The organism is Treponema denticola (assembly GCF_024181605.1).
Taxonomy (GTDB): Bacteria; Spirochaetota; Spirochaetia; order Treponematales; family Treponemataceae; genus Treponema_B; species Treponema_B denticola_B.
In genome coordinates, this window is sequence record NZ_CP054477.1 from 2419398 (window position 1) to 2442122 (window position 22725).

Annotated in this window: 18 protein-coding genes and 4 pseudogenes; 16 read left to right on the forward strand and 6 right to left on the reverse strand. The window is 37.5% G+C overall.

Annotated features, from left to right (window positions below):
- Positions 1 to 109: 109 nt before the first annotated feature.
- The 8 genes and pseudogenes from E4N80_RS11335 to E4N80_RS11370 all read left to right on the forward strand — a co-directional run.
- Positions 110 to 1489 carry a tryptophanase gene (locus E4N80_RS11335; RefSeq protein ID WP_253699299.1) on the forward strand — a complete coding sequence of 460 codons (1380 nt, stop codon included), beginning with the start codon at positions 110 to 112 and terminating at the stop codon, positions 1487 to 1489.
- A 168-nt stretch (positions 1490 to 1657) separates the two neighbouring features.
- Entirely contained in the window at positions 1658 to 2227 is a 570-nt protein-coding gene (locus tag E4N80_RS11340) for a TetR/AcrR family transcriptional regulator (protein ID WP_253699300.1), read from the forward strand.
- Positions 2228 to 2379: 152 nt separating this feature from the next.
- Entirely contained in the window at positions 2380 to 4098 is a 1719-nt protein-coding gene (locus tag E4N80_RS11345) for an ABC transporter ATP-binding protein (protein ID WP_253699301.1), read from the forward strand.
- Between the two features lie 10 nt (positions 4099 to 4108).
- Positions 4109 to 5833: an ABC transporter ATP-binding protein gene (locus tag E4N80_RS11350; RefSeq protein ID WP_253699302.1), complete on the forward strand. Its 1725-nt coding sequence runs from the start codon at positions 4109 to 4111 to the stop codon at positions 5831 to 5833.
- Positions 5821 to 7296, forward strand: coding sequence for an ABC transporter ATP-binding protein (locus E4N80_RS11355; protein ID WP_253699303.1), 1476 nt, complete (start codon positions 5821 to 5823; stop codon positions 7294 to 7296). Before E4N80_RS11350 ends, E4N80_RS11355 begins: the two co-directional genes overlap by 13 nt.
- A gap of 1 nt (position 7297) precedes the next feature.
- The gene (locus tag E4N80_RS11360; protein WP_253699304.1) at positions 7298 to 8008 is read left to right on the forward strand and encodes an energy-coupling factor transporter transmembrane component T family protein; all 711 of its coding nucleotides are present in this window, start codon (positions 7298 to 7300) and stop codon (positions 8006 to 8008) included.
- 10 nt (positions 8009 to 8018) lie between these two features.
- Positions 8019 to 8621 carry an MptD family putative ECF transporter S component gene (locus E4N80_RS11365; protein ID WP_253699305.1) on the forward strand — a complete coding sequence of 201 codons (603 nt, stop codon included), beginning with the start codon at positions 8019 to 8021 and terminating at the stop codon, positions 8619 to 8621.
- Positions 8622 to 8849: 228 nt separating this feature from the next.
- Positions 8850 to 9017 (forward strand): annotated as a pseudogene (locus tag E4N80_RS11370) (glycine/betaine ABC transporter permease); the annotation flags it as partial.
- Between the two features lie 205 nt (positions 9018 to 9222).
- Here E4N80_RS11370 and E4N80_RS11375 read toward each other — a convergent pair.
- From E4N80_RS11375 to E4N80_RS11395, 5 genes are all read right to left on the reverse strand, one after another.
- Positions 9223 to 10593 (reverse strand): ABC transporter ATP-binding protein, encoded by a 1371-nt coding sequence (locus E4N80_RS11375; protein ID WP_253699306.1) that lies wholly within the window; start codon positions 10591 to 10593, stop codon positions 9223 to 9225.
- Positions 10587 to 11276, reverse strand: coding sequence for an energy-coupling factor transporter transmembrane component T (locus tag E4N80_RS11380; RefSeq protein WP_253699307.1), 690 nt, complete (start codon positions 11274 to 11276; stop codon positions 10587 to 10589). The genes E4N80_RS11375 and E4N80_RS11380 overlap by 7 nt, the downstream gene beginning before the upstream one ends.
- Positions 11276 to 11863: an MptD family putative ECF transporter S component gene (locus E4N80_RS11385; RefSeq protein WP_002666444.1), complete on the reverse strand. Its 588-nt coding sequence runs from the start codon at positions 11861 to 11863 to the stop codon at positions 11276 to 11278. The genes E4N80_RS11380 and E4N80_RS11385 overlap by 1 nt, the downstream gene beginning before the upstream one ends.
- A 134-nt stretch (positions 11864 to 11997) precedes the next feature.
- The gene (locus tag E4N80_RS11390) at positions 11998 to 13722 is read right to left on the reverse strand and encodes an ABC transporter ATP-binding protein (RefSeq protein ID WP_253699308.1); all 1725 of its coding nucleotides are present in this window, start codon (positions 13720 to 13722) and stop codon (positions 11998 to 12000) included.
- A gap of 3 nt (positions 13723 to 13725) precedes the next feature.
- A complete protein-coding gene (locus tag E4N80_RS11395; protein ID WP_002676591.1) occupies positions 13726 to 15483 on the reverse strand; it encodes an ABC transporter ATP-binding protein in 1758 nt (585 codons plus the stop codon).
- A gap of 225 nt (positions 15484 to 15708) precedes the next feature.
- On the opposite strand from E4N80_RS11395, the gene E4N80_RS11400 reads away from it, so the two are divergent.
- The 6 genes and pseudogenes from E4N80_RS11400 (at position 15709) to E4N80_RS11425 (ending at position 19137) form a co-directional block, all read left to right on the forward strand.
- Positions 15709 to 16704 (forward strand): helix-turn-helix domain-containing protein, encoded by a 996-nt coding sequence (locus E4N80_RS11400; protein ID WP_253699309.1) that lies wholly within the window; start codon positions 15709 to 15711, stop codon positions 16702 to 16704.
- A gap of 260 nt (positions 16705 to 16964) precedes the next feature.
- Positions 16965 to 17096: pseudogene (locus E4N80_RS13060) on the forward strand (MptD family putative ECF transporter S component); the annotation flags it as partial.
- Positions 17097 to 17212: 116 nt separating this feature from the next.
- A pseudogene (locus tag E4N80_RS11410) lies at positions 17213 to 17731 on the forward strand (MptD family putative ECF transporter S component); the annotation flags it as partial.
- A gap of 84 nt (positions 17732 to 17815) precedes the next feature.
- Positions 17816 to 17974, forward strand: a pseudogene (locus E4N80_RS11415) (ATP-binding cassette domain-containing protein); the annotation flags it as partial.
- 299 nt (positions 17975 to 18273) lie between these two features.
- A complete protein-coding gene (locus E4N80_RS11420; RefSeq protein WP_253699310.1) occupies positions 18274 to 18681 on the forward strand; it encodes an SRPBCC family protein in 408 nt (135 codons plus the stop codon).
- A 12-nt stretch (positions 18682 to 18693) separates the two neighbouring features.
- Positions 18694 to 19137 carry a MarR family winged helix-turn-helix transcriptional regulator gene (locus E4N80_RS11425; RefSeq protein ID WP_253699311.1) on the forward strand — a complete coding sequence of 148 codons (444 nt, stop codon included), beginning with the start codon at positions 18694 to 18696 and terminating at the stop codon, positions 19135 to 19137.
- A 242-nt stretch (positions 19138 to 19379) separates the two neighbouring features.
- Here the strand turns inward: E4N80_RS11425 and E4N80_RS11430 are convergent, their stop codons facing one another.
- Positions 19380 to 19703, reverse strand: coding sequence for a hypothetical protein (locus E4N80_RS11430; protein WP_253699312.1), 324 nt, complete (start codon positions 19701 to 19703; stop codon positions 19380 to 19382).
- A gap of 295 nt (positions 19704 to 19998) precedes the next feature.
- On the opposite strand from E4N80_RS11430, the gene grdC reads away from it, so the two are divergent.
- Together grdC and grdD are read left to right on the forward strand one after the other, a co-directional pair.
- Positions 19999 to 21537 carry a glycine/sarcosine/betaine reductase complex component C subunit beta gene (gene grdC, locus E4N80_RS11435; protein ID WP_253699313.1) on the forward strand — a complete coding sequence of 513 codons (1539 nt, stop codon included), beginning with the start codon at positions 19999 to 20001 and terminating at the stop codon, positions 21535 to 21537.
- 12 nt (positions 21538 to 21549) lie between these two features.
- Complete coding sequence (gene grdD / locus E4N80_RS11440; protein ID WP_002673026.1) at positions 21550 to 22704, forward strand: glycine/sarcosine/betaine reductase complex component C subunit alpha; 1155 nt, start codon at positions 21550 to 21552, stop codon at positions 22702 to 22704.
- Positions 22705 to 22725 lie beyond the last annotated feature (21 nt).

A 22725-nucleotide genomic window follows, 5' to 3' on the forward strand; every position in this document is an offset into this window, starting at 1 on the left:
ATATCATATATTTTTTACCTTTACAATAGAATGATAAAAAAAGAAGACCTTGACAGTAGAAAAAAGGCGTGGTAAACTAAGCTTCATAATAACTATAGGAGGCTTTTTAATGAAAAAGTATGTACCGGAACCGTTTAGAATTAAAATGGTTGAGCCCATCAAAATGACAACGCGTGAGGACCGTATCAAATATCTTGAAAAAGCAAAATACAATATGTTTAACTTACGCGGTGAAGATGTCTACATTGACTTATTGACCGACAGCGGAACTAATGCAATGAGCGATAAGCAGTGGGGCGGCGTTATGGTCGGAGATGAGGCCTATGCCGGAGGAAAAAGCTATTTTAAATTGGTTGAAGCAGGACAGGATATCTTCGGATATGAATTCATCCAGCCCGTCCATCAGGGCCGAGCTGCAGAAAAGGTTTTATTCCCCTTGCTGCTCAAAAAAGGCCAAGTTGCTATTTCAAATATGTTCTTTGACACAACCAGAGCTCACGTAACCTTAGCCGGAGGAAGACCTCTCGACTGCGTATGTAAGGAAGCAAAAAAACCTTCCGAATATGCACCTTTTAAGGGAAATATGGATGTCGAAAAACTCGAACAGCTTATTAACGAACACGGAAAAGAAAAAGTTGGAATGATTGTAATGACTATTACAAACAATTCAGCCGGAGGACAAGCCGTTTCAATTCAGAATATCCGTGAGGTTGCTAAAGTTGCAAAAAAATACGGCATTTTGTTCAATATTGATGCAGCACGATTTGCAGAAAATGCCTACTTTGTAAAACAAAGAGAAGAAGAATTTAAGAATAAGCCTATTAAAGAGATTATCCGTGAAATGTTCAGCTATGCCGACACTTTTACAATGAGTGCAAAAAAAGATGCTATCGTTAATATGGGCGGTTTGATAGGTATTAAAAACAATCAAGAAATCTATCAGATGATTAAGGGTAACTGTATTTCTTTTGAAGGATTTATCACATATGGAGGTCTTGCAGGCCGCGACCTTGAAGCCTTGGCTATCGGTTTGTACGAAGGCATTGATGAAGAATATTTAAAATACCGAAACGCTTCTATGGAATACCTAGCCTCTCAGCTTCTTGATGCAGGTGTTGCCATTCAAAATCCGGCAGGCGGACACGGTGTTTATGTTGATGCCAACGCCATGTTCCCGCACATTCCGTACTATCAATTCCCCGGCCACACTCTTTGCGTAGAGTTATATAAAGAAGCCGGAATCCGCACATGCGACATCGGTTCCTTTATGCTCGGAAACGATCCCGAAACCGGAGAACAAATCAAATCCGAATTCGAATTTGCCCGTCTTGCAATTCCAAGAAGAGTATACACCCAATCTCACTTAGATGTTATTGCAGGAGCTTTAATCAATATTAAGGAAAGAGCCTCTCAGGTTAAGGGCTACAAAATTATCTGGGAACCCCCGATTCTTAGACACTTCCAAGCTCATTTGGAACCCATAAAATAACAGCCCCTTTTAAATAAGCAATCATACCGATTAGTCTTGTAGGCTAATCGGTATTTTTTTGTAAAATTTGTTTACCTCTATTGACAAATATTGAATAAAGATTTATTATTAAATTATAATTCAGTATTGGTAGAATAGAAAGGAGAACGTTTTGAGCGTGCGGGCGGTATGCAGGTATTAAAAGAAGAAGTCAAGGATAGAATTCTGACGGCTGCGGAAAAAATATTTTATGAACAAGATTATAGAAGCGCCAAGCTGACGGATATTGCAGCAGCGGCTGATATTCCTGTTGCGCTTATTTACACCTACTTCAAAAACAAAGAAGGATTATTTGATGAAGTAGTCGCAGGCGTGTTGGATAACATCATTAAGATGATGGAAGATGAAGAAAAGATGGAAGCCGGAAGCCCCTATGAAAGATTTAATCGGGGCGGAGCATCTCAACTTCCCAAACTGTTAAAGAGTAGAATAAAACTCATCATCTTGATCGACAAGAGCTCGGGAACGAAACATGAGAATGCAAAAGATATGTGGGTTAAACGATTGGAACAGCATATAAAAGACGGTTTAAAGAGATATTCAAAAACCAAGCACGATCCCATGCTTGCTCATATTTTGGCAAATAATTATGTTGAGGGACTTATGGAAATTGCACGGCACTATAAAAATGAAAAATGGGCAGAAGATATGCTCTTTGTTCTTAATAAGTGTTATTTTAATGGAGTTGAATCATTGTAAGCTGTAATTAGAGTAGCATAGAAGAAAATTTATTTTAGGAGCGTTCAACCGCTCCTCATTTTATCTATCAATATTGAATAAATATTCAATATTATTTAGTTTTGAAGATAAACGAATATACATGCGCATTATAGATGTAGAGAGGAGTAGATATGACTGAAAAGGAATTGAAAAAACAGGTAACGGGTAAAACCTTTTTGTCCAATGTGCTGCTTGCACTTAAAATAGTGTTTGACTTACTACCGCAGGTTTTATTGGTACTGGTGATAAGCAGCTTATTTTCGGGAAAAGCGGAAAGGGAATATTTTAAAATGATTGCCGTAGGTATTTTCATCTCGTTTATGCTGAAGGCGTGTTGTAATTATCTTGCCGTAAAGACAGCTCATGACAGGGCTTTTAGTACATTGACGGAATTACGGCTTGCCATAATTGAACACCTGAAAAAATTGAATTTAGGATTTTTTAAAAAGCATACTACCGGCGAGCTTACAAGCATTGTTGAACACGATGTAGAGCAGATTGAAATATATCTGGCGCACGGTCTTCCGGAAATTATGGCGGCAACTCTCCTTCCGGTTCTGGTTTTTATTGCAATGCTTTTTATAGATTACCGGCTCGCATTAATAATGATTGCAGGGGTACCGCTCATGTTCCTTGTACAACAATTATCTGCAAAGACCATGCAAAAAAGATTTCAAATATATTTTGAACGAGAAATGCAGATGAGGGAAGACATGATGGAATATGTAAAAAACATTGCCGTCATAAAGGCCTTTGCAAAAGAAGAGCGTTTTAGCGGCAGGACTTTGGATTCCGCACGCTCTTATGTGCAAGATGTAAAAAAGAGTATGGGTGCCGTTACGGGGCCGATGGTGCTTATCGATATTTTTATGGAAGCCGGAGCGGTATCGGTTATGATGTTAGGAAGTATACTGCTCTTACATAACAATATTTCTACCGCTCAGTTTATACTGTCCGTTATCTTATCTTCGGTATTTGTGTCGGCAATAAGTAAAACCGCAACGCTCCATCATTTTTCCATCGTGTTTACTGAAAAGCTCAAAAGCATAGCGGTGATTCTCTGTGCTCCTCTTGCAAAAGAAAAGATCAGCGAAAAACTGAAAACGGGGGATATAGAATGTAAGAACGTACATTTTAAATATGAAAAAGACGGCTTTGCGTTAAAAGATATTACTGTACAGTGTAAAGAAAACACTTTAAATGCGCTTGTCGGGCCGAGCGGTTGCGGTAAAAGCACGCTTGCGAATCTTATCATGGGTTTTTGGGATGTTGATTCAGGTGTGCTCACAATTTCGGGTAAAGATATTTCACGCTATGATACGGACAGCATTTCCGCTCTTATCGGAAGTGTTCAGCAGGAAGTAATTCTTTTTAATATGAGCATCTTTGAAAATATCGCGATCGGTAAGGCGGGCGCTTCCCAAGCGGAAGTGATAGAAGCCGCTCAAAAAGCACGATGTCATGATTTTATTTCTGCCCTGCCTCATGGCTACAACACAAGGGTGGGAGAGATGGGCGTAAAACTTTCGGGAGGAGAAAAGCAAAGAATATCCATTGCTCGGATGATTCTTAAAAATGCTCCAATTCTTATTTTAGATGAAGCGATGGCTGCCGTAGACAGCGAAAACGAAAAACTCATAAACGCGGCGATTGAAGAATTAAGAAAAAATAAAACAGTCATCACGATTGCGCATCACCTGAACACCGTACAAAACGCGGACAAAATAATCGTTATGGATAAAGGCCGCATACTGGACTTTGGCACACATGAAGAATTGATTTTGCGATGCACCTTTTATAAAGAAATGGTCGAAGCCCAAAACAAAGTAGACAACTGGCGGGTGGGGTAAAGGAGTTTTTATGTATAAAGAATTATTTGCATTTTTGAGTAAGAGGGGAAAAATCGATGTATGTATTTCTTCTCTGTTTTTTACCTTGTACGGATTGAGCTCCGTGGGGATGTTGCTTACGGTGTTTTCGATTTTGTTTAAGATTGCTGCCGGGACTGATGTGCAGGGACTCTACGGGGCTTTTGCAACGCTGATAGGCTTGGTCGTTTTTAAGGGACTTTGCAATATGATTGCCGACTTAAAAAAGCACGGAGCCGGCTTTGATGTCGTACAGCAAATACGGGAGCGGATGATTGTAAAATTAAAGCTGTTTAGTTTGGGCTTTTATACGAATGAACGGCTGGGAGAATTAAATACGATTCTTCATAAAGATGTGGACAATATGTCCATGGTGGTCGGTCATATGTGGCCGCGGATGTTCGGTGATTTTCTCATTGCTCTTGCGGTATTTATAGGTCTTTGCTTTATCAACCTTAGTGCAGCCCTTGTTATGGCCGCGTCGATTCCGCTTTCGCTTGCCTATCTTTTTTACACAATTAAAGGAGCACAAAAAACGGAACATAACAATAATTCCGCCCTTGCCGATATGGTGAGTTTATTTGTTGAATATGTACGCGGTATTCCGGTGCTCAAAAGTTTTTCGCATAATAAAAGTCTGGATAATGAACTTTTTGAAAAGACAAAAAAATTCGGAGAAACAAGTAAGGCTGCGTCCCGTTTTAAGGCAAGACAGCTTTCGGTCTTTTCGTTTTTAATCGATGCAGGGTATTTTGTTCTTTTTATTTATTCCGGTCTTGCCGCATTACGCGGAAGCATTGATGTGCTCAGCTTTATGATTATCGCAGTCATTTCAAAAGAATTTTATAAACCTTTTGCAGCGATGGAAACGCACTATATGTATTATGTGTCTGCCGTAGACAGCTATCACCGCTTGGGGAAAATTCTTCATGCTGAGGTAATAGCCGATAAAACGGACGGAGTTACTCCTGCGCAAAACGATATTGTTTTTAAAGATGTGAAGTTTTCTTATGAAGAAGATGAGTTCAAAATGAATGGGGTAACTTTTTCCGTTCCGGAAAAAACGATGACCGCGCTTGTAGGAGAATCAGGAAGCGGTAAGACGACGGTTACGAATTTGCTGTTGAGGTTTTACGATGTGCAAGGCGGAAGTATTACACTCGGCGGAATTGATATACGAGATATTCCCTATGATGAACTTTTAGATCGAATCAGCATTGTTATGCAAAATGTTCAGCTTTTCGATAACACCATCGAGGACAATATTCGAGTAGGGAAAAAAGGAGCGACGAAAGAAGAAATCATCGAAGCTGCAAAAAAGGCAAAGATTCATGATTTTATTATGAGCTTGCCGAAAGGCTATGAAACGGATATAGGCGAAAACGGAGGTCTCTTATCCGGCGGACAAAGACAGCGGATTTCCATTGCACGAGCATTTCTAAAAGACGCTCCGATTTTAATCCTTGATGAAATGACCAGTAATGTCGATCCCGTAAACGAGTCTTTAATACAGGATGCCATTACAGAACTTGCAAAAAACAGAACGGTCATAGTGATCGCCCATCATTTAAGGACTATTCAAAAGGCAGATCAAATCCTTGTGTTTCAAAAAGGCTGTCTTATCGAAAAAGGAAAACACGATGAACTTTTGGAAAAGGACGCTTACTATGCTCGGCTTTGGAAAGCACAATACGGGAGCGGAATGTGCTCTCGCTAAAAGATATTTCGTATAAAACAAGGGCAGGTCTTCTCATTCTCGACAATATAAACCTCGAAATAAAAAAAGGAGAATTTGTTGTCATTACCGGAAAAAGCGGAAGCGGGAAGAGCACACTCGGTTCTGTTATCAACGGCCTTATCTCGCATTACTATGACGGAGTATTAACGGGCGAAGCTCATCTAAACGGAAAAGATATACGCACTATGGAGCTTTCACAAATAGGCTGCATGGTGGGCTGTGTATTCCAAGACCCGCGAAGTCAGTTTTTTATGACCGATCCTTTTAGTGAAGCGGCATTCGGCTGCAGCAATATGCTTTTGAACAGGGAAGAAATACTGAAAAGGGTGGACAACAGTTTGAAGCTGCTTGGAATAAATCATCTAAAAGAGAAGAGTATCTTTAAACTTTCAAGCGGTGAAAAACAAAAACTGGCTATCGCGTCATGCTATGCGATGTTGCCTGACATTTTTTTGTTCGATGAACCTACGGCTAATCTGGATATTCATTCCATCTTTGATTTGAAAAACATATTACGGAGCTTAAAAGAAGAAGGGAAAACCATTATCGTCTTGGAGCATCGATTATTTTATCTTTCGGCCTTATGCAGCCGTATGCTCGTTATGGATAAGGGAAGAATTATGGGCGAATACTCAAAAGACGAATTTCTTGAGCTGCAAAAAAACAATAAAAATATTCGACCCATATATTTGGAAAATCTCGATACGGTTCATTCTAAAAGTATTATCGATAAAACCACCCCATTGTTTGAAATAAAAAACATTTCATATTCACATTCAAAACAGGAAAGAACCGATGTACTTAAAGACATATCAATAAGAGCTTATGAAAAAGAAGTTATCGGCATTATCGGTGAAAACGGATCGGGTAAAACAACTCTCGCTAAATTGTGTACAGGCTTATTAAAAGAAAAAAGCGGAAGCGTTTTGATTAAAGGAGAAAAGCGGAGCTATAAGAAAAGGGCGGGAACTATGTATTTTGTCATGCAGGACTCCGACTTTCAACTTTTCGGTAACACCGTAGAGGATGAATTGGATATAGGAAAAAAAGGCGGCGGTTTGAGCGATACGGAAAAAGAAACCGTTTTATCGGACTTTGAAATTCTTGATTTAAAAGAACGGCATCCGCTTGCCCTCTCAAGAGGTCAAAAGCAAAGGCTTACCATTGCAGCGGCTTTTTGCAATAACTGTAAGATACTTTTTTTGGATGAACCGACAAGCGGCTTGGATAAACATTCTATGGATTTGGTTTCTAAAAGTATTCTCACTGCGGCAAATGCAGGTAGGCTTATATTTGTAATATCGCATGATTATGAATTTTTACTGTCTGTCTGTAACAGAATTATTTATTTAAAAAGCGGAATGGTTCACGCTGATTTCAATTTAAATAATGATACCAAGAAAATACTCTGGGAGCTTTTAAGTAAAAAAGAGGAAATGTGAAGTGAATACAAAAAGAAAAGCGGATCCGAGAACGGTACTCGGCATTGTATTTATTTTTATCTCGTTTGGTCTTGCTGTCAATAAGCCTCTCCCCTCACATGTTTTACTTATTATTTGTAATTTCTATTTATGGGATGTACGCGCTTATCGTGAGTCCGTTTTATATAGCGGAATGTATAGTATCATTGCCGTGTCGATGTTTTATATTCATTATATTCCGAATTCGACAATTGCTCTCATGATTGTATCTTTAAGTTATTTTATTCAAAAATTCGTTATTGCGGTTATGATGATTATATTCTTGAAAAAGAAAACTTCCATGCCCTCTATTATATCGGCTATGCAGACAATGAAATTTCCAAACATAATAGCAATTCCCTTAATCGTTGTATTTAGGTATCTCCCGTCCTTAAAAGAAGATTACGGCTGTTTAAAAGACAGTTTAAAAATAAGAGGAATTTCTATTTCGGGCATACGCTTTTTAATGCATCCCATTCGTCCTTTGGAACTTATAATTGTTCCGATTTTATTTAGAAGTCTTCGCATAGCTGAGGAACTTTCCACATCGGTTTTGCTGAGAGGAATTGAAAATTATAAAAACAGAACAAATATCTATCCGCTCAAATTTACGAAAACGGATTTTGTATACGGATTATGTACGGCTATTGCTGTGGGTGCGGTATCGTACTTACAGTTTAGTAATATTTTTTAAGGAGAATGTCATGGAAACAAAGACAAACAAATTGAATGCGCGGGATTTTATTTTTATCGGAATCTTCGCTGCGGTTGCATTATTAATTTTCTTTATTACGGGAGCACTCGCTGCATTAACGCTTTTCGGCACGATAGCCAATATCCCGATTACGCTGTTTTTTGTATCGATAGCATTTATGCTGGCGGTATCAAAGGTAAGAAAAACGGGCGTCTTTTTTATTATGGGGATAATTATCGTTTTACCGGGATTTATGGCGGCAAACGGAATAGGCGTCGGCCTTTCAATTATCGGCTGGTTCATTGCGGAGACTCTTGCGTCAACGATGAAGTACAAAGATAAAAAAGCAATTATTCTGTCCTATGTGCTGGGCTCCACATTGCAGACAGCCTTGTTCACCCTGCCTATGTATCTTTCGCATGGAGAATACTTTGTGCAAAGAAAGGAGATTTTACATTTAACGGATGAAGCTTTACAACAGTATTTGCACGTTGTAGGCTCATGGCAGATGTACGGTTCTATGATTGCATTGACGGTTATAACGAGTTTCGCGGGAGCGTTGATTTCTATGCGGATATTAAAAAAGCATTTTGAAAAAGCGGGGATGGTATAGGAAAAATTGGCAATGGGTAATTATAAATTGAACTTATGAATCCTTTGCGTTTAAATTCTATAATATATACAGGGCAACCGCACCATAAATAAATCAACATACCCCGACGCAAGCGTCGGGGTATTAAACCCGCACGAATAAAGCATTCTGTACATAACTGTTTTTACCATTGCCGTGAACCGTCCATCTAACTACCGCTTAACCTGCATTTGCGGCTTTGCCGAAGCGCCGGTGATTATATCAGGCGTGCGCACATCGACGGTGATGATTATCGGTACGGCAACACTTGCCGCGCTTATCGGAGCGGGCGGGCTTGGCTCGTTTATCCTGCTCGGTATTGACCGGAATAATGCCGCCTTGATTATCATCGGAGCGGTCAGCTCTGCGGCGCTTGCCGGATTTACGCTGGAGTTTAACGACAGGGATGACGGCACGCGCGGCTTAAAACGCCTCTATGGTCTTAATTTGAATGTAAAGACGATGGAACCGGCGCTCCGGTATCAGGCGCTTGAAGCGGGCAAAAAATTATGTTGATAGTATGTTGATAGTATAATACAGGAATTGGAACCAACTACGCAGGCACGTCAAAAATATACGTCTCCTATAAATATATAGCATAATCAGCTATCGAATTCAAAAATTCTTGATCATGTGAAACAATAAATATTATTTTCTCATTGCTCTTACATTCATTGATCAGGCGGGATATATTAATCATATTGTAATAATCCATGCCGCTTGTCGGTTCATCAAAAAATAAAAGTTTGGAATTTTTACATAATACAGATGCTATTGCTACCCTTTGTTTTTGTCCACCTGACAAACTCATCGGATGACAATCTTTCAATTCATACAAATCGAGTTTTTTTAGAATATCTTCAACATAACTGATGTCAACATTTTTTATACCGAGACTTACTTCACTTATAACAGAGTCTGTAAAAAGTTGATGATTAACATCTTGCATTACAAGTGATGATATTTTAATCCTGTCTTTTTTCGAAAGTCTTTTGCCGTCTAAATAGATTTCATCCTTAGATTTTCTTTCGCAACCTATAAGGCATCGTAGCAATGTAGATTTACCAAGTCCATTTGTTCCCACTATGCCATATGTTTTACCCATTTCAAATAAGATATTTTTAAAAATCAATTTGTTATCTACACCATTAAACTTAAATTCAATATTTTTTATTTCAAAACTCCCCTTTTTTTGAATCTCTGGTACTATAAGTTTTGTTTTACTCTTATCTCTTAAACCTAACTCATTAAGTTTTTTAGATGGTATTTTCAGAAAATCTATTTTCGTATATTCCTTTTGTATTATACCATCTTGGATAAAAAAAACTCTATCTACAATATCCATAAGATAAAATATTCTATGCTCTGAAATTATAAGAATTTTTCCCGTATCTTTAAGTTTTATAAGCATTTCTTTTATAATCATAATATTTTCTTCATCAAGATTTGACGAAGGCTCATCTAAAACTATTATTTCCGTTCCCGATATATAACTTGCAGCAATACATAAAATCTGCTTTTCTCCACCTGAAAGCTTGAAAATATCTCTATTTAAAAGGTGGTTTATCGGAAATACCCCCAACATATCATTTAGTCTTTCATCCATTTGTTTTTTTGAAAGCCCTATGTTCTCTAAATAAAAAAGTAATTCAAGGGTAGTATTTATATTGAAAAAGTGTGTCTTTGGATTTTGAAATACGCTTGATACTAACATAGATATTTCATACAATTTAAGATTTTTAATATCTTTATTACCTATCCTGATGGATCCCTCCGTAGAAGCCCCATCATATCGTACAGCTAATCCATTGATAGAATTTATAATTGAAGATTTTCCGCTGCCGCTTTTCCCGGTAAATAATACACATTCGCCCTTCTTTACATTTAAAGAAATGTTTTTTAATACTTTGGAGGAATTTCCATAAGAAAAAGATAAATTTTTGATTTCTACCATAAAATTCCGCCGATAATCATAATCAGTATCAAAAGCACATAAACAAAATCGACTGTTTTCATTTTAACAGATATATACCTTGTTTTTTTAGTAGGATTTTCAATACATTTTGTTTCTGCTGCCTTTGCAATATCATCAGAAATATTAGACGATATAATAAGTAAAGGTACCATTACATACTCAATGTATGAAATCGGATTTTTAAATGTAATTCCTCTTATCCTCATAGCAAGTTTTATATTCCGGCTTTCTTCTTTAAATGATGGGAAAAACCTAAACATTACAGCAATTGGTATGGAAACAGTGCGAGGTAATTTAATTTTATCCATCGAAGATATTACACTTCCTACATCTGATGTTTTTACAAAAAAACTACCTGCACTAAATGGAAGATAAAACATCCTGCATACGGCAAATAACATAAAAAACATCATCAAAATTGCATTCATGTTTCTAATTACATCAAGATTAGGTATTATTGAAGAAAAAACACCAAAAAACAATATATTTTTCAAGGATTCTTTCTTCAATCCATTCTTATAAAAAAGAAACGAAATGAGAAGTATAATACCCCATTCAAAATAAATATTTACCTTCTGGAATACAGCAAACCCAAGTAAAAAAGTTACCAAAATCTTACTAATAGGATTGGGGTTATATGGGTTGTCCAAAAAAATGGGCATTATACAATACCTGCTTTTTCAAAATGCTTTTTCAAAAAAACTTTACCGATATATGCACCGACTATTCCACCGACAATTGCACCGATATATACTAAAATCATGCTTCGATAATTCACAAGTGCGATAAGTTTCATTATATAATCATGTCCCATTCCTCTTGTTTCAGCCAGTCCAATAACCTTATCTTTAGCCAACAATATTTGCATAAGGAAACCGCAAATCCAAGTATTGAACACGGCAAAGGAAAGCATATTACATTTGAAAGATTTATATTCTCCTTTTTTTCTTAACAGTTCGGCAATCGCCATGCTTATTACAACATGTATCAATATTACATAAGTGTTTCCCATTGCAATAACAATAAAACCGCAAATCAGACCAAGTATAAACAATCCCCACGGCTTTTGAACTTTTGCCATAAAAAGCATAATGACTATACCTGTTATAATTCCCGCCAGTGTAGGATATGCCAAGTATAAAATCGGCACCATACCAACCATTCCCGAAAGGAACATAAGCACAAAATATATTACTGTAAACACGCCTATTGTAACTAAATCCTTAATTACTAATTTTTCCATTTTCATAATATCCTCCTAAATCAACACCTCCGACGCAAGCGTCGGGGTATGTTGTTCTCATAAGGTGGTTGCAGTCGGCTTTAATACCCTTTGTTACGACGCAAGCGTCGGGGTATTAAACCCTCCGCACGAATAAACTTTTACCGAACGTTTGATTTTTCAAGCATCGCTTTGTAAAATTCCGATGTTTTGCAAAGTTCATCGTCTGTACCGACCGCCTCTATTTTTCCGGCATGTAATAAAACAATTTTATTTGCATTTCTTATTGTTCTTAGTCTATGAGCAATAACTATGACTGTTTTTTCTTTGATAAGTTCGGATAAAGCTTCTTGAATAAGACTTTCATTTTCAACATCAAGAGATGCCGTCGCTTCATCAAGCAGTATAATCGGTGCGTCTTTCAAGATAGCCCTTGCTATTGATATTCTTTGTCTTTCGCCGCCTGAAAGTCTTTGTCCGTTCTCCCCTATTAGCGTATCTATCCCTTCCGGCATTTTATTGATAAATTCATAGCATTTTGCTATTTTAGCCGCTCTCATAATTTCTTCATCTGTAGCATCCTTTTTGCCGATTTTAATGTTATCTTTTATGCTTGAATTAAAGAGGGTAACATCTTGAAATACTATAGAAAAATTTTTGAGGAGCGTTTCCGGATCAACCTTACCGATATCCTCTCCGCCTATCAAAATCTTCCCTCTATCTATATCCCAAAATCTTGCGGCGAGCTTGGTAAGAGTTGTTTTTCCGCTTCCGCTTGAACCGATGAGCGCAGTGATTTCACCTTGCTTTGCGGTAAAACTCACACCATTTATTACGGAATAATCATCATACCCAAAATAAACATCTTTAAATTCGATATCATAATTTTTAATTTCCATACTCTTTTTGCCTTCTTGAATAGGCATGGTTTTTATTTCTTTTATTCTTCCAACCACGGCATCAAGCATAACTATCATGGACATAAAAGAGATTATCCCCTCTATAGGAAGATATATGCTTGTCGTCAGCATTAAAAAAGCTATATAAACCAGCACGCTTACTTCACCGGTCATAAGCATGTTTACACCGATAACGGCAACACTTATAATACCAAGCTTTAAAATTGCAGTCGCTATTCCGATAAGTATTCCCGCAACAATTTCACCCTTCGTTTTCTGTTTTGTAGACATATTTAATTTTTTAAAAAAATCATTGAGCATCCGCTCTTCTAAATTGTAAGATTTTATTTGTTCTATCTGCTCGATCTTTTCCTGCAAATCATCAAATACCTTGCGATTATCATCTATCCACTTTTGTACTATTTTTTTCTGACTTTCCCTTGATAAGAATATTATTAGGAGTGAAATCGGAATGACCCACAATGCTGCAAGAGCTAATTTCCAATTATAGATAATGAGCATTAAAGCGATAACACTTGTGGAGATAGCAGTTGCGTATATATGAGGGACGGCATGAGAAAAAATTGTTTCATATAAGTTCATGTCATTCATCATCGTTTCTGCAAGGTCTGCCAAATCTCTTTTACCAAAATAAGAAAGAGGCAATTTCTTTAATCTTTCCGCCAAATCGATCCTTGAATCCGCACTCTCGTTATACACATTGGTATATAGTCTTACATAATCCCATCTTGCGATGAAAAACATCACAATCATCATTACTACAATGAGCGCAATGTAATGGATAGGAGTAAAATGATAACTTTCAATACCTTTTAAGATTCCGATATACTGGAACAAAAACATAAAGGCAATCATCGGTGCAAATAATTTTGTGATATTAACAAAGGTATGCGACAAGATTGCTTTTTTTAAATTAATTGCACCTTTCTCCGACATAGCATATCTTTTCATAAAATAAGAAACCATGTTTTAACCCCCTATCTTCCAATTTACGGATTTTTGATATTCTTCCCAAAGCTTTTTATAATGCCCATTCATATTTATTAAATCCGCATGTTTGCCTTCTTCTATAATTTTACCTTTATCAATAACGAGAATCTTGTCCGCATCTATTACTGTAGATAGTCTGTGAGCAATCATTAGTGTTGTCTTGTTTTTTGACAACTTCTTAAAAGACTCCTGAATTAAATGTTCATTTTCGGGATCTGCAAAAGCGGTTGCTTCATCTAAAATGATAATATCCGCATCTTTAAGAAAAGCTCTTGCGATAGAAAGCCTTTGAGCTTCTCCGCCCGAAAAATATGTACCCTTTGTTCCGTAAACGGTATCAAGACCGTTTTCTAATCTTTCGATTATCTCTTTAGATCCTGAATTTATCAAAGCGCTCTCTATTTCTTCATCTGTTGCATCAGGCTTTCCAATGAGAAGATTTTCTCTTAAACTCATTTTAAATAGCTTTGAGTTTTGAAAAACAAAAGCGATTTTTTTCATTAAAGATTCTTTTTCGAAATCTTTTATGTTAATCCCCCCAATAAAAATTTCACCTGACTTAGTATCATAAAATCTGGCGGCAAGCCTTGCTACAGTAGTTTTACCGCTGCCTGATGAGCCGACTAAAGCAACTCTTTCTCCCTTGTTTACTTTAAATGAAATACTATCTAAAACATTTTCACCGCCATAAGAAAAACTTACATTTTTAAATTCGATTCCAACATCAGAGCTTGTCTTATCTCCATACATGAAATCATCAAATTCAAGTATATTTTCAATTTTGTTTAAAGCAAGCTCTGCAAAATAGCTGAATTGTGTAATCGTCGCCGATCTCATAATAAAAACGGCAAATGTCGGCCCTATCAGAAAATAAATCACAGAATCCGCAACCACATTAGATAAGTTGCCGTTACATTTTATTAACAATAAAGCTACGGGCACTAAGAAAAATGCTGTCGATGTGGAAACAGTTTCAAACCATGACATTTTATTCGTATAGCTCATTGTAAGCTTTAGTACGCCGTCTTTTATTTTTATGATTAATGAATATAGCTTATTAAAACTTTCGACACTTTGTGCAAATGTTTTTACAACAGGAATTCCCCGAACATATTCCACAGTCTGAGAAGACAATTCGGAAAGTTCTGCATAATATTCATCTTTCATTTTCTTGGTTTCGGATGTCATCATCGCTGACATTAATATCATGCCGATAATCATCGGTATCATACTTGCAAGTCCTAATTTCCAATTAAACATAAAGAAAAACACAAGCAGAACTATCGGCGATATAATCGTCATCGCCATATCCGGAAGCTGATGCGCTAAAAAAGAATGGGTTTCAGAAGCTCCGGAGACAATGACATTTCTTATCCTTCCGCTTTCTTTGTCGTCAAAATATCCGAGCGGCTTATGTATCAACTTTTTTACCGAAGTCTTAATGATAGTGTCTTCCACTTCAAATGCGAAAATATGGGATAAAACAAGACCGATAAGATATATACATAAACCCAACCCCGCGAATGCCGCTGCGTAAATTGAATTTTCCCTTACATAAGAAAAATCTACCGTTTCATTTAAAATTAAAGTATTTACAATCCTATGAATAAAAACCATAGGCATTAAAACCATAATACCTGAAACAGCAGACATAACCATGGCGATATAAAGCAAGACACTTTTTTTACCGGCATAAGGCATCAGTCTTTTTAGTATTGATTTTTTCTTATTCTTCAATGAATAATTCCTCCTTTCCTTTAAATCAGTAAGCTATATAAATATCCCGTTTAGACTAATCGGAAGAGCTGTCCTTTAAAACGTTTTAATATCATGTAGCTTTTTACTTGTTTTTATCTTTTATTTATTATATAATTAACAAAGAGTTCAGTCAATTAGCTATAGCTAACTATGTCTATTCAGGATAATGTCTATTCGGGATAAAAATATAAAACGGAGGTAGGCATGAGTGATTTTTACACCTTTGTTAAAAACTTTTTTTCTACAAATGAATGCACTGAGCATACGAAATACTCCTGTGCAGGACATACATTCTATTTTAATACGGATGATGCGGAAGGCATATATTGGTTTTATGAAGGTAAAAATTTTATAATTGATATTCATGATGTTTTCATAAAACAAGAGATTATCCACACAAGTTTTTCCGGTTTGGAGAATTTCTATTCCTTTTATTCATCTTATTTAGTTACGGCAAACGGAGAATGTTTTAATCCTTATCAAAATCTTTCTTCAAATTCACTCTATGTTGTAAATACAAAAAATTCTAAAAACTATCGGTTTATATTACACAAAAATTCTCCCTATTTAGGAATAGGTATAAATTTCGAACAATCTATGATAGACGAATGTTTCGCCTCTTACAAAGACAAAGTTTGTAACTATGAAAATTTATTTTTTAATACCAGCACTATTATAAACAAGCCCCTCGAAAGAATTGCAAAAGATATACTAAATTGTAAGATGGTGTCTCCTGCTGCTGAAATCTTTTTTGAGTCAAAGGCAAAAGAATGGTTGAGTATAACGATAGACGCATTTTTACATAAGTACAATAATCCAATATTCATCGCCGATGATAAAGCTTTGGAAATTGTCGCTAATTATATAGACGATCATTATGCAACCTCAATTCCGCAAAAAACTTTGGAAAAAATAGCGGCCATGAGCGGTACAAAGCTTAAAAAATTATTTAGACAAAAATATCAATGCACAATTACCGAATATACTCAAAGACGGCGAATGAATATGGCAGAAATTCTTCTATTAAATTCCTCTCTTAAAATTCAGGATATAGCTGAAGCTGTCGGTTATTCTTCTCATAGCAAATTCAGCACTTGCTTCAAAAAATACAAAGGAATGTATCCCAAAGATATAAAAAAACATAGCGTTAAGAATGCTTCTGTTTCCGATTGTACCTGTTCGAAAAAAAATACAATTTAACAAGAGGACAACCGTATTGGGAACCTCTAAAAACTTCAGTTTTGAGAGGTTTTCCTTAGATTTAATTTGCGATGTTGTGATGAAAAATGTACTTCCTTGTACATTTTTCATCAGCGAGTTTCGGCACCGCCGAAACATCGCTACTGCCTAGAACCACCGCCATCCGTGGCGGGGCTGTTCCGCAGGAATGGAGCGATAGCGGAACCCCGAAAAGCCTGTTTTTTGCGATGTGTCGCAAAAAGTCGCCCTAAAAATACAGTATGATAAAACAAAATATTCAAAGCAAATATAAATATAAGGAGAATGTCATGGAAACAAAGACAAACAAATTGAATGCGCGGGATTTTATTTTTATCGGAATCTTCGCTGCGGTTGCACTATTAATTTTCTTTATTCGTGCGGAGGCTTTAATACCCCCGATGCTCTGCGTCGTAATAAAGGGTATTAAAGCTGACTGCAACCACCTTATAAGAACAACATACCCCGATGCCCTGCGTCGGGGTTGTTGATTACGGGAGCACTCGCTGCATTAACGCTTTTCGGCACGATAGCCAATATCCCGATTACGCTGTTTTTTGTATCGATAGCATTTATGCTGGCGGTATCAAAGGTAAGAAAAACGGGCGTCTTTTTTATTATGGGGATAATTATCGTTTTACCGGGATTTATGGCAGCAAACGGAATAGGCGTCGGCCTTTCAATTATCGGCTGGTTCATTGCGGAGACTCTTGCGTCAACGATGAAGTACAAAGATAAAAAAGCAATTATTCTGTCCTATGTGCTGGGCTCCACATTGCAGACAGCCTTGTTCACCCTGCCTATGTATCTTTCGCATGGAGAATACTTTGTGCAAAGAAAGGAGATTTTACATTTAACGGATGAAGCTTTACAACAGTATTTGCAAGTTGTGGGTTCATGGCAGATGTACGGTTCAATGATTGCATTAACAGTTATAACAAGTTTCGTGGGAGCGTGGCTTTCTATGCGGATATTGAAAAAACATTTTGAAAAAGCGGGGATGGTATAGGAAAAATTGGCAATGGGTAATTATAAATTGAACTTATGAATCCTTTGCGTTTAAATTCTATAATATATAGACCCTTGAATAATAGAAGACGATGAGTTCAAAATAGAAAATATAAGTTTTGACATTGCTGAGAACACGATGACCGCGCTTGTAGGAGAATCGGGAAGCAGTAAGACGACGGTTACGAATTTGCTGTTGCGGTTTTACGATGTGCAAGGCGGAAGTATTACACTCCGCGATACGCTTGAGTTATTGGCTTAAGAAAAACACTTAATCACTATTGTAGTGAAAAATATTTTGCTTCATTCTTTTTTATTTAAGAATTTGAGCGAAAGCAGGTAATAGTGAGAAGTTATGAAAAAATAACCGACTTGTATGAAAGACTGACTCGATATGATGAACTACAAGGTGAGAGCAATTCTATCATTAATGTGTCTGATTTATGAGGATATGATACTGGAGAAAAATTATTAGAAATCTTGTTGACAAATATTGTAAAATAATTTATAATAAGTACACGTACAATAAAAGGAGAAAGTACAATGGAATTTAGTTTTAGTTTGAAAATCAAAACAGTAAAAGAAGATGTGTGGGAGTATTATGCAAATATTGAAAAATGGTATGACTGGGAAAAAGACCTAAAAAATATTACATTAAAAGATGGGTTTAAGACAGGTTCATATGGAACTATGGAACTTGAAGGAATGCCCCCTATGGAATATCAGCTTACTCTTGTAAGACCTTTTGAAGAATTTTGGGATAAAACAGAAACTCCGTTTGGAGATATTCTTTTCGGTCATCAAATAATTGATAACAATGATGGGAGCGTCACTATAAAACATACTGTAACTTTAGATAGTGAAGACCAACAACATTTGGAATTTTTAAGCCAAGTTTTTTCAGATGTTCCTCACTCTATATTTATTCTAAAAAATTGCTTGGAAAGATAAGGTGATTGCTGTTTGTTTACATCAAAATATAAAGATAATTCAGAAAAATCAACAGGATTGTTGTTCATGAGGGTATACAATAAATGGCATTTTATAATAAAAAAAGAGTTAAAGAAAATGAATTTAACTCACCCTCAATTTGTTGTTTTAGCTTCTCTTGCTTATCTATCACAAAATGGCAACGAAGTTACACAGATTATGATTTCAAAACTCTCAGGGATAGATGTTATGACGGTATCTCAAATATTGAGTTTATTGGAAAAACATGATTTTGTGAAAAGAAAGGAACATTCAAGAGATACAAGAGCAAAAGCTGTTACGTTGAACAAAAAAGGAGAAGAAGTATTACAAAAAACGGTTCCGTTAATTGAGCAAATTGATGAATTTTTCTTCGGAAAGTTGGATAACGATGAAGAACAATTTAAACATTTTCTTGTTAGATTAAATAAGGGATAATAACCGATTTTACCGTAATGAAGTTTGGAAAAATCAATAATAGTGCAGACCCTAAATTCCCTAAAATCTGTGTCAAAGAAGAGTCATTTTTAAAATCAGTTAGTAGTTATTAAAAAATATGATTTTGAGAATCAGGCAATTGAAGAATATTTTAATCAAGTATCAGGCATACCTTGATCTGAGTAGAGCTTTCCAGCTCAAACTCGAAGTCCGGAAAGCTCTACAAAGCGATATTCCGCATTTTATTTTAGCTTGGCGGGTAAAAATCGTTTTTTAAGGTAAGCATATGTTGAACCTTTGGGAACATTAGTCCCTGCTTTTGTGTCAACAATCCTAAATTTAAAAACTTTTAACGCCTTATTATAAGTTTCCAGTTTTTCTTCTATGTCCACGGCAGACATTTCTTCACGCTGTACTTCTCCGGTTAATTCCACAATAAAGCTACTATAAATTAATTGCTGTTCTTTATCTAAGACAATCCAACCGGGCTGGGTACATGAACTAAAAAGCACTAGCATACTTATTGCTAAAAAGGCACCCATTAAAACATTGATATTCCGTTTCATAATATCACTCCTTTTTTTGTAAATTGAATTTACAAAAGTATAATTTTTTAAGTTTCACATATGCAAAACTTTCTTCTATTATATCCCCCCCCCCCGAAAATGTCAAGAACAAAATTTTGAATAACCATAAAAATATCAATATTTTACACATACTTATTATAGAAATACCCCTAGTGTAAAATTTCTCTCTTCACCAAACACCTTGAATAATAAATGAATTTAATATAGAATAAAAAAGCCATCATTATTAATTGGCAAAGCATTTTAAATTTTATATAAATTTTTTGGAGGCATTATGGCAAAAGTCGCTATAAAAGGAGCAAGCTACATCTTAGTTCATGCTCCCGATCTTCTTTTTCACAACGGTTCAACTCAAACAGGCACAAGGCTTGCAAACCCTGAGGATGAATATTTAAAGGCAATACCCTCTCACTTGCGCAGCTTTGAAGAGGCAGTAAACTATCCGCCTAACCAAGTTTATATCGGAAACATGGCTCCCGAAGACTTGGAAAAAATCCCCGAACCTTGGTACAAGGATGCAAAAAAGGCCGAAAAAAAGGGTAAATTCGGAGAAATTATGACTCAGGCCGAGTTCTATATTTTGATGAAACATGCCGACGTTTTTGAGCTCGTTTACTTCTCAAAAGAATTCACAGCTCAAGCTGCAAAACTCATCGAAAATCACCCGATTATGAAAACCCAAGACATTAAGCTCGGTGAAGGTCATGACATGGCAGAAATCCAAAAAATGGTTGATGCTCACACAGCAGAAGGTCTCTATGAACAGGGAAAACTCATCGGTTGTGTAAAACAGGCTCACGATACGGACGAAAACTTGAGCGCCCACACCATGCTTGAAAACCTAGCCACAAAGGCTTCCGGTATTCTTTCCGCATGGCACATGGGAAAACTCGAAGGCATCGATATGAAAGATGTCGAATACATCATCGAATGTTCTGAAGAAGCCGCAGGCGATATTAACCAGAGAGGCGGCGGAAACATTGCAAAGGCAGTCGGAGAAAAATCAGGCTGTGTAAACGCAACAGGTTCAGACGTTCGAGGCTTCTGTGCAGCTCCCGTTCACGCAATTATCCACGGAGCAGCCCTTGTAGCAGCCGGTATCTTTAAAAACGTAATGGTCGTTTCGGGAGGCTCGGTACCCAAGCTCGGTATGAACGGAAAAGACCATGTAAAAAAAGACCTTCCCCTCTTTGAAGATATGATCGGAGGCTTTGCCGTTATGCTCAGTGCAGACGACGGAGTAAACCCCGTTATCAATACCGAAGTTGTAGGAAAGCACGTAATTTCTTCCGGTTCCGCCCCTCAGGCCGTTATGAGCGTATTGGTTTACGATCCTCTTAATGCCGCCGGTTTAAAGATGACCGACATCGAAAAATACTCGGCAGAGCTTCAAAACCACGAAATCACCGCTCCAGCAGGTGCCGGTAACGTACCCGAAGCAAACGTAAAGATGATTGCCGCTTTAAGTGTTATGAAAGGCCAGCTTGAAAAAACTCAAATTGCCGAATTCGTAAAAAAACACGGAGTTGTCGGCTTTGCTCCCACTCAGGGACATATCCCTTCAGGTGTTCCCTTTATCGGACATGCACGCCGCGATATGATGGCAGGAAAACTCAAAAATACAATGATAATCGGAAAGGGAAGTTTATTCCTCGGCCGTCTTACAAACCTCTTCGACGGCTTAAGCTTCTTAATTGAAGCCAATGACGGAAAAGGCTCCGCATCTGCCGGACAGGACACAGCCGGAATAAAGAAGATTGTTGCCGAAGCAATGAGAAACGTAGCCGAAAATATTCTCAAATCCCAAAACTAAGGAGATAAGAATATGGCAGATAAAAAACAAATTGCTGATTTATTTTTAGGACTTGCCGAAGGGCTTGAGGGCGGCTCCTTTGCCGGTCGATTCCCCGTCGGTTTAACAATTCCGGGAAGCGAGCACGGCGAAGCGGAACTTGTTTATGCCGCAGAGCTTGCCGCAAAAAGAAATCCCGATCTGGATGTAATCCTCATCGGAGGACCGGAAGCAAAAGGCTTAAAACATTTCCCCGCAGCAACTCTCGAAGATGCTCATAAAGAAATGGAACGCCTTTTTAAAGAAGGAACAATTAAGGCTTGTGTAACCATGCACTATAACTTCCCCTTGGGCGTAAGCACCGTAGGAAAGGTTGTAACCCCCGGAAAGGGCCGCGAGATGATTCTTGCCACCACTACGGGAACAACCGATGCAAACCGCTACAAGGCCATGCTTTTAAATGCTATCGGCGGTATTGCCGTTGCCAAGGCTTCTGGAATAGCCGAACCCACCGTAGGTCTTTTAAACATTGACGGTATCGCCGTTATTGAAAAGGCTCTAAACAAAATGAAGGAAAAGGGTTACAAGGTAAACTACACCGAATCGAACCGTGCAGACGGAGGTGTCCGCATGAGAGGAAACGACCTTTTGCAGGGAACTCCCGATGTAATGGTTTGCGATACCCTTACAGGAAACTTGCTGATTAAGCTCTTTTCTTCCTTTGTAACGGGCGGAAGCTATGAAGGCTCAGGATTCGGTTACGGCCCCTGTATCGGTTCGGGCTATGATGATGTTGTAGGAATTATTTCGAGGGCATCGGGAGCTCCGGCCATAGCCAATGCCTTAAAATTCGTCGCCGACTGTGCAAAGAACAATGTTCACGGTATCTATGCAGAAGAACTCAAGGCCGCCAAAAAGGCCGGCTTGGATGAGCTTTTGGAAGATATGCCCGGAGCAAAGCCCGTTGCAGCAGCCGCTGCCGAAGAAGTAAAGGCTCCGCCTAAGAAAACTGTTGATGCCGGTATTCCCGGAATTGACGTTATCGAAATCGAAGATGCCTGCAAGGCTCTTTGGAAGGAAGGTATCTATGCCGAAACGGGAATGGGTTGTACCGGCCCCGTAATCATGGTAAGCGAAGAAGACTTACCCAAGGCAAGGGATGTACTCCATAAGGCCGACTATATTTAAAAATATCCGGTTTTAGAGATA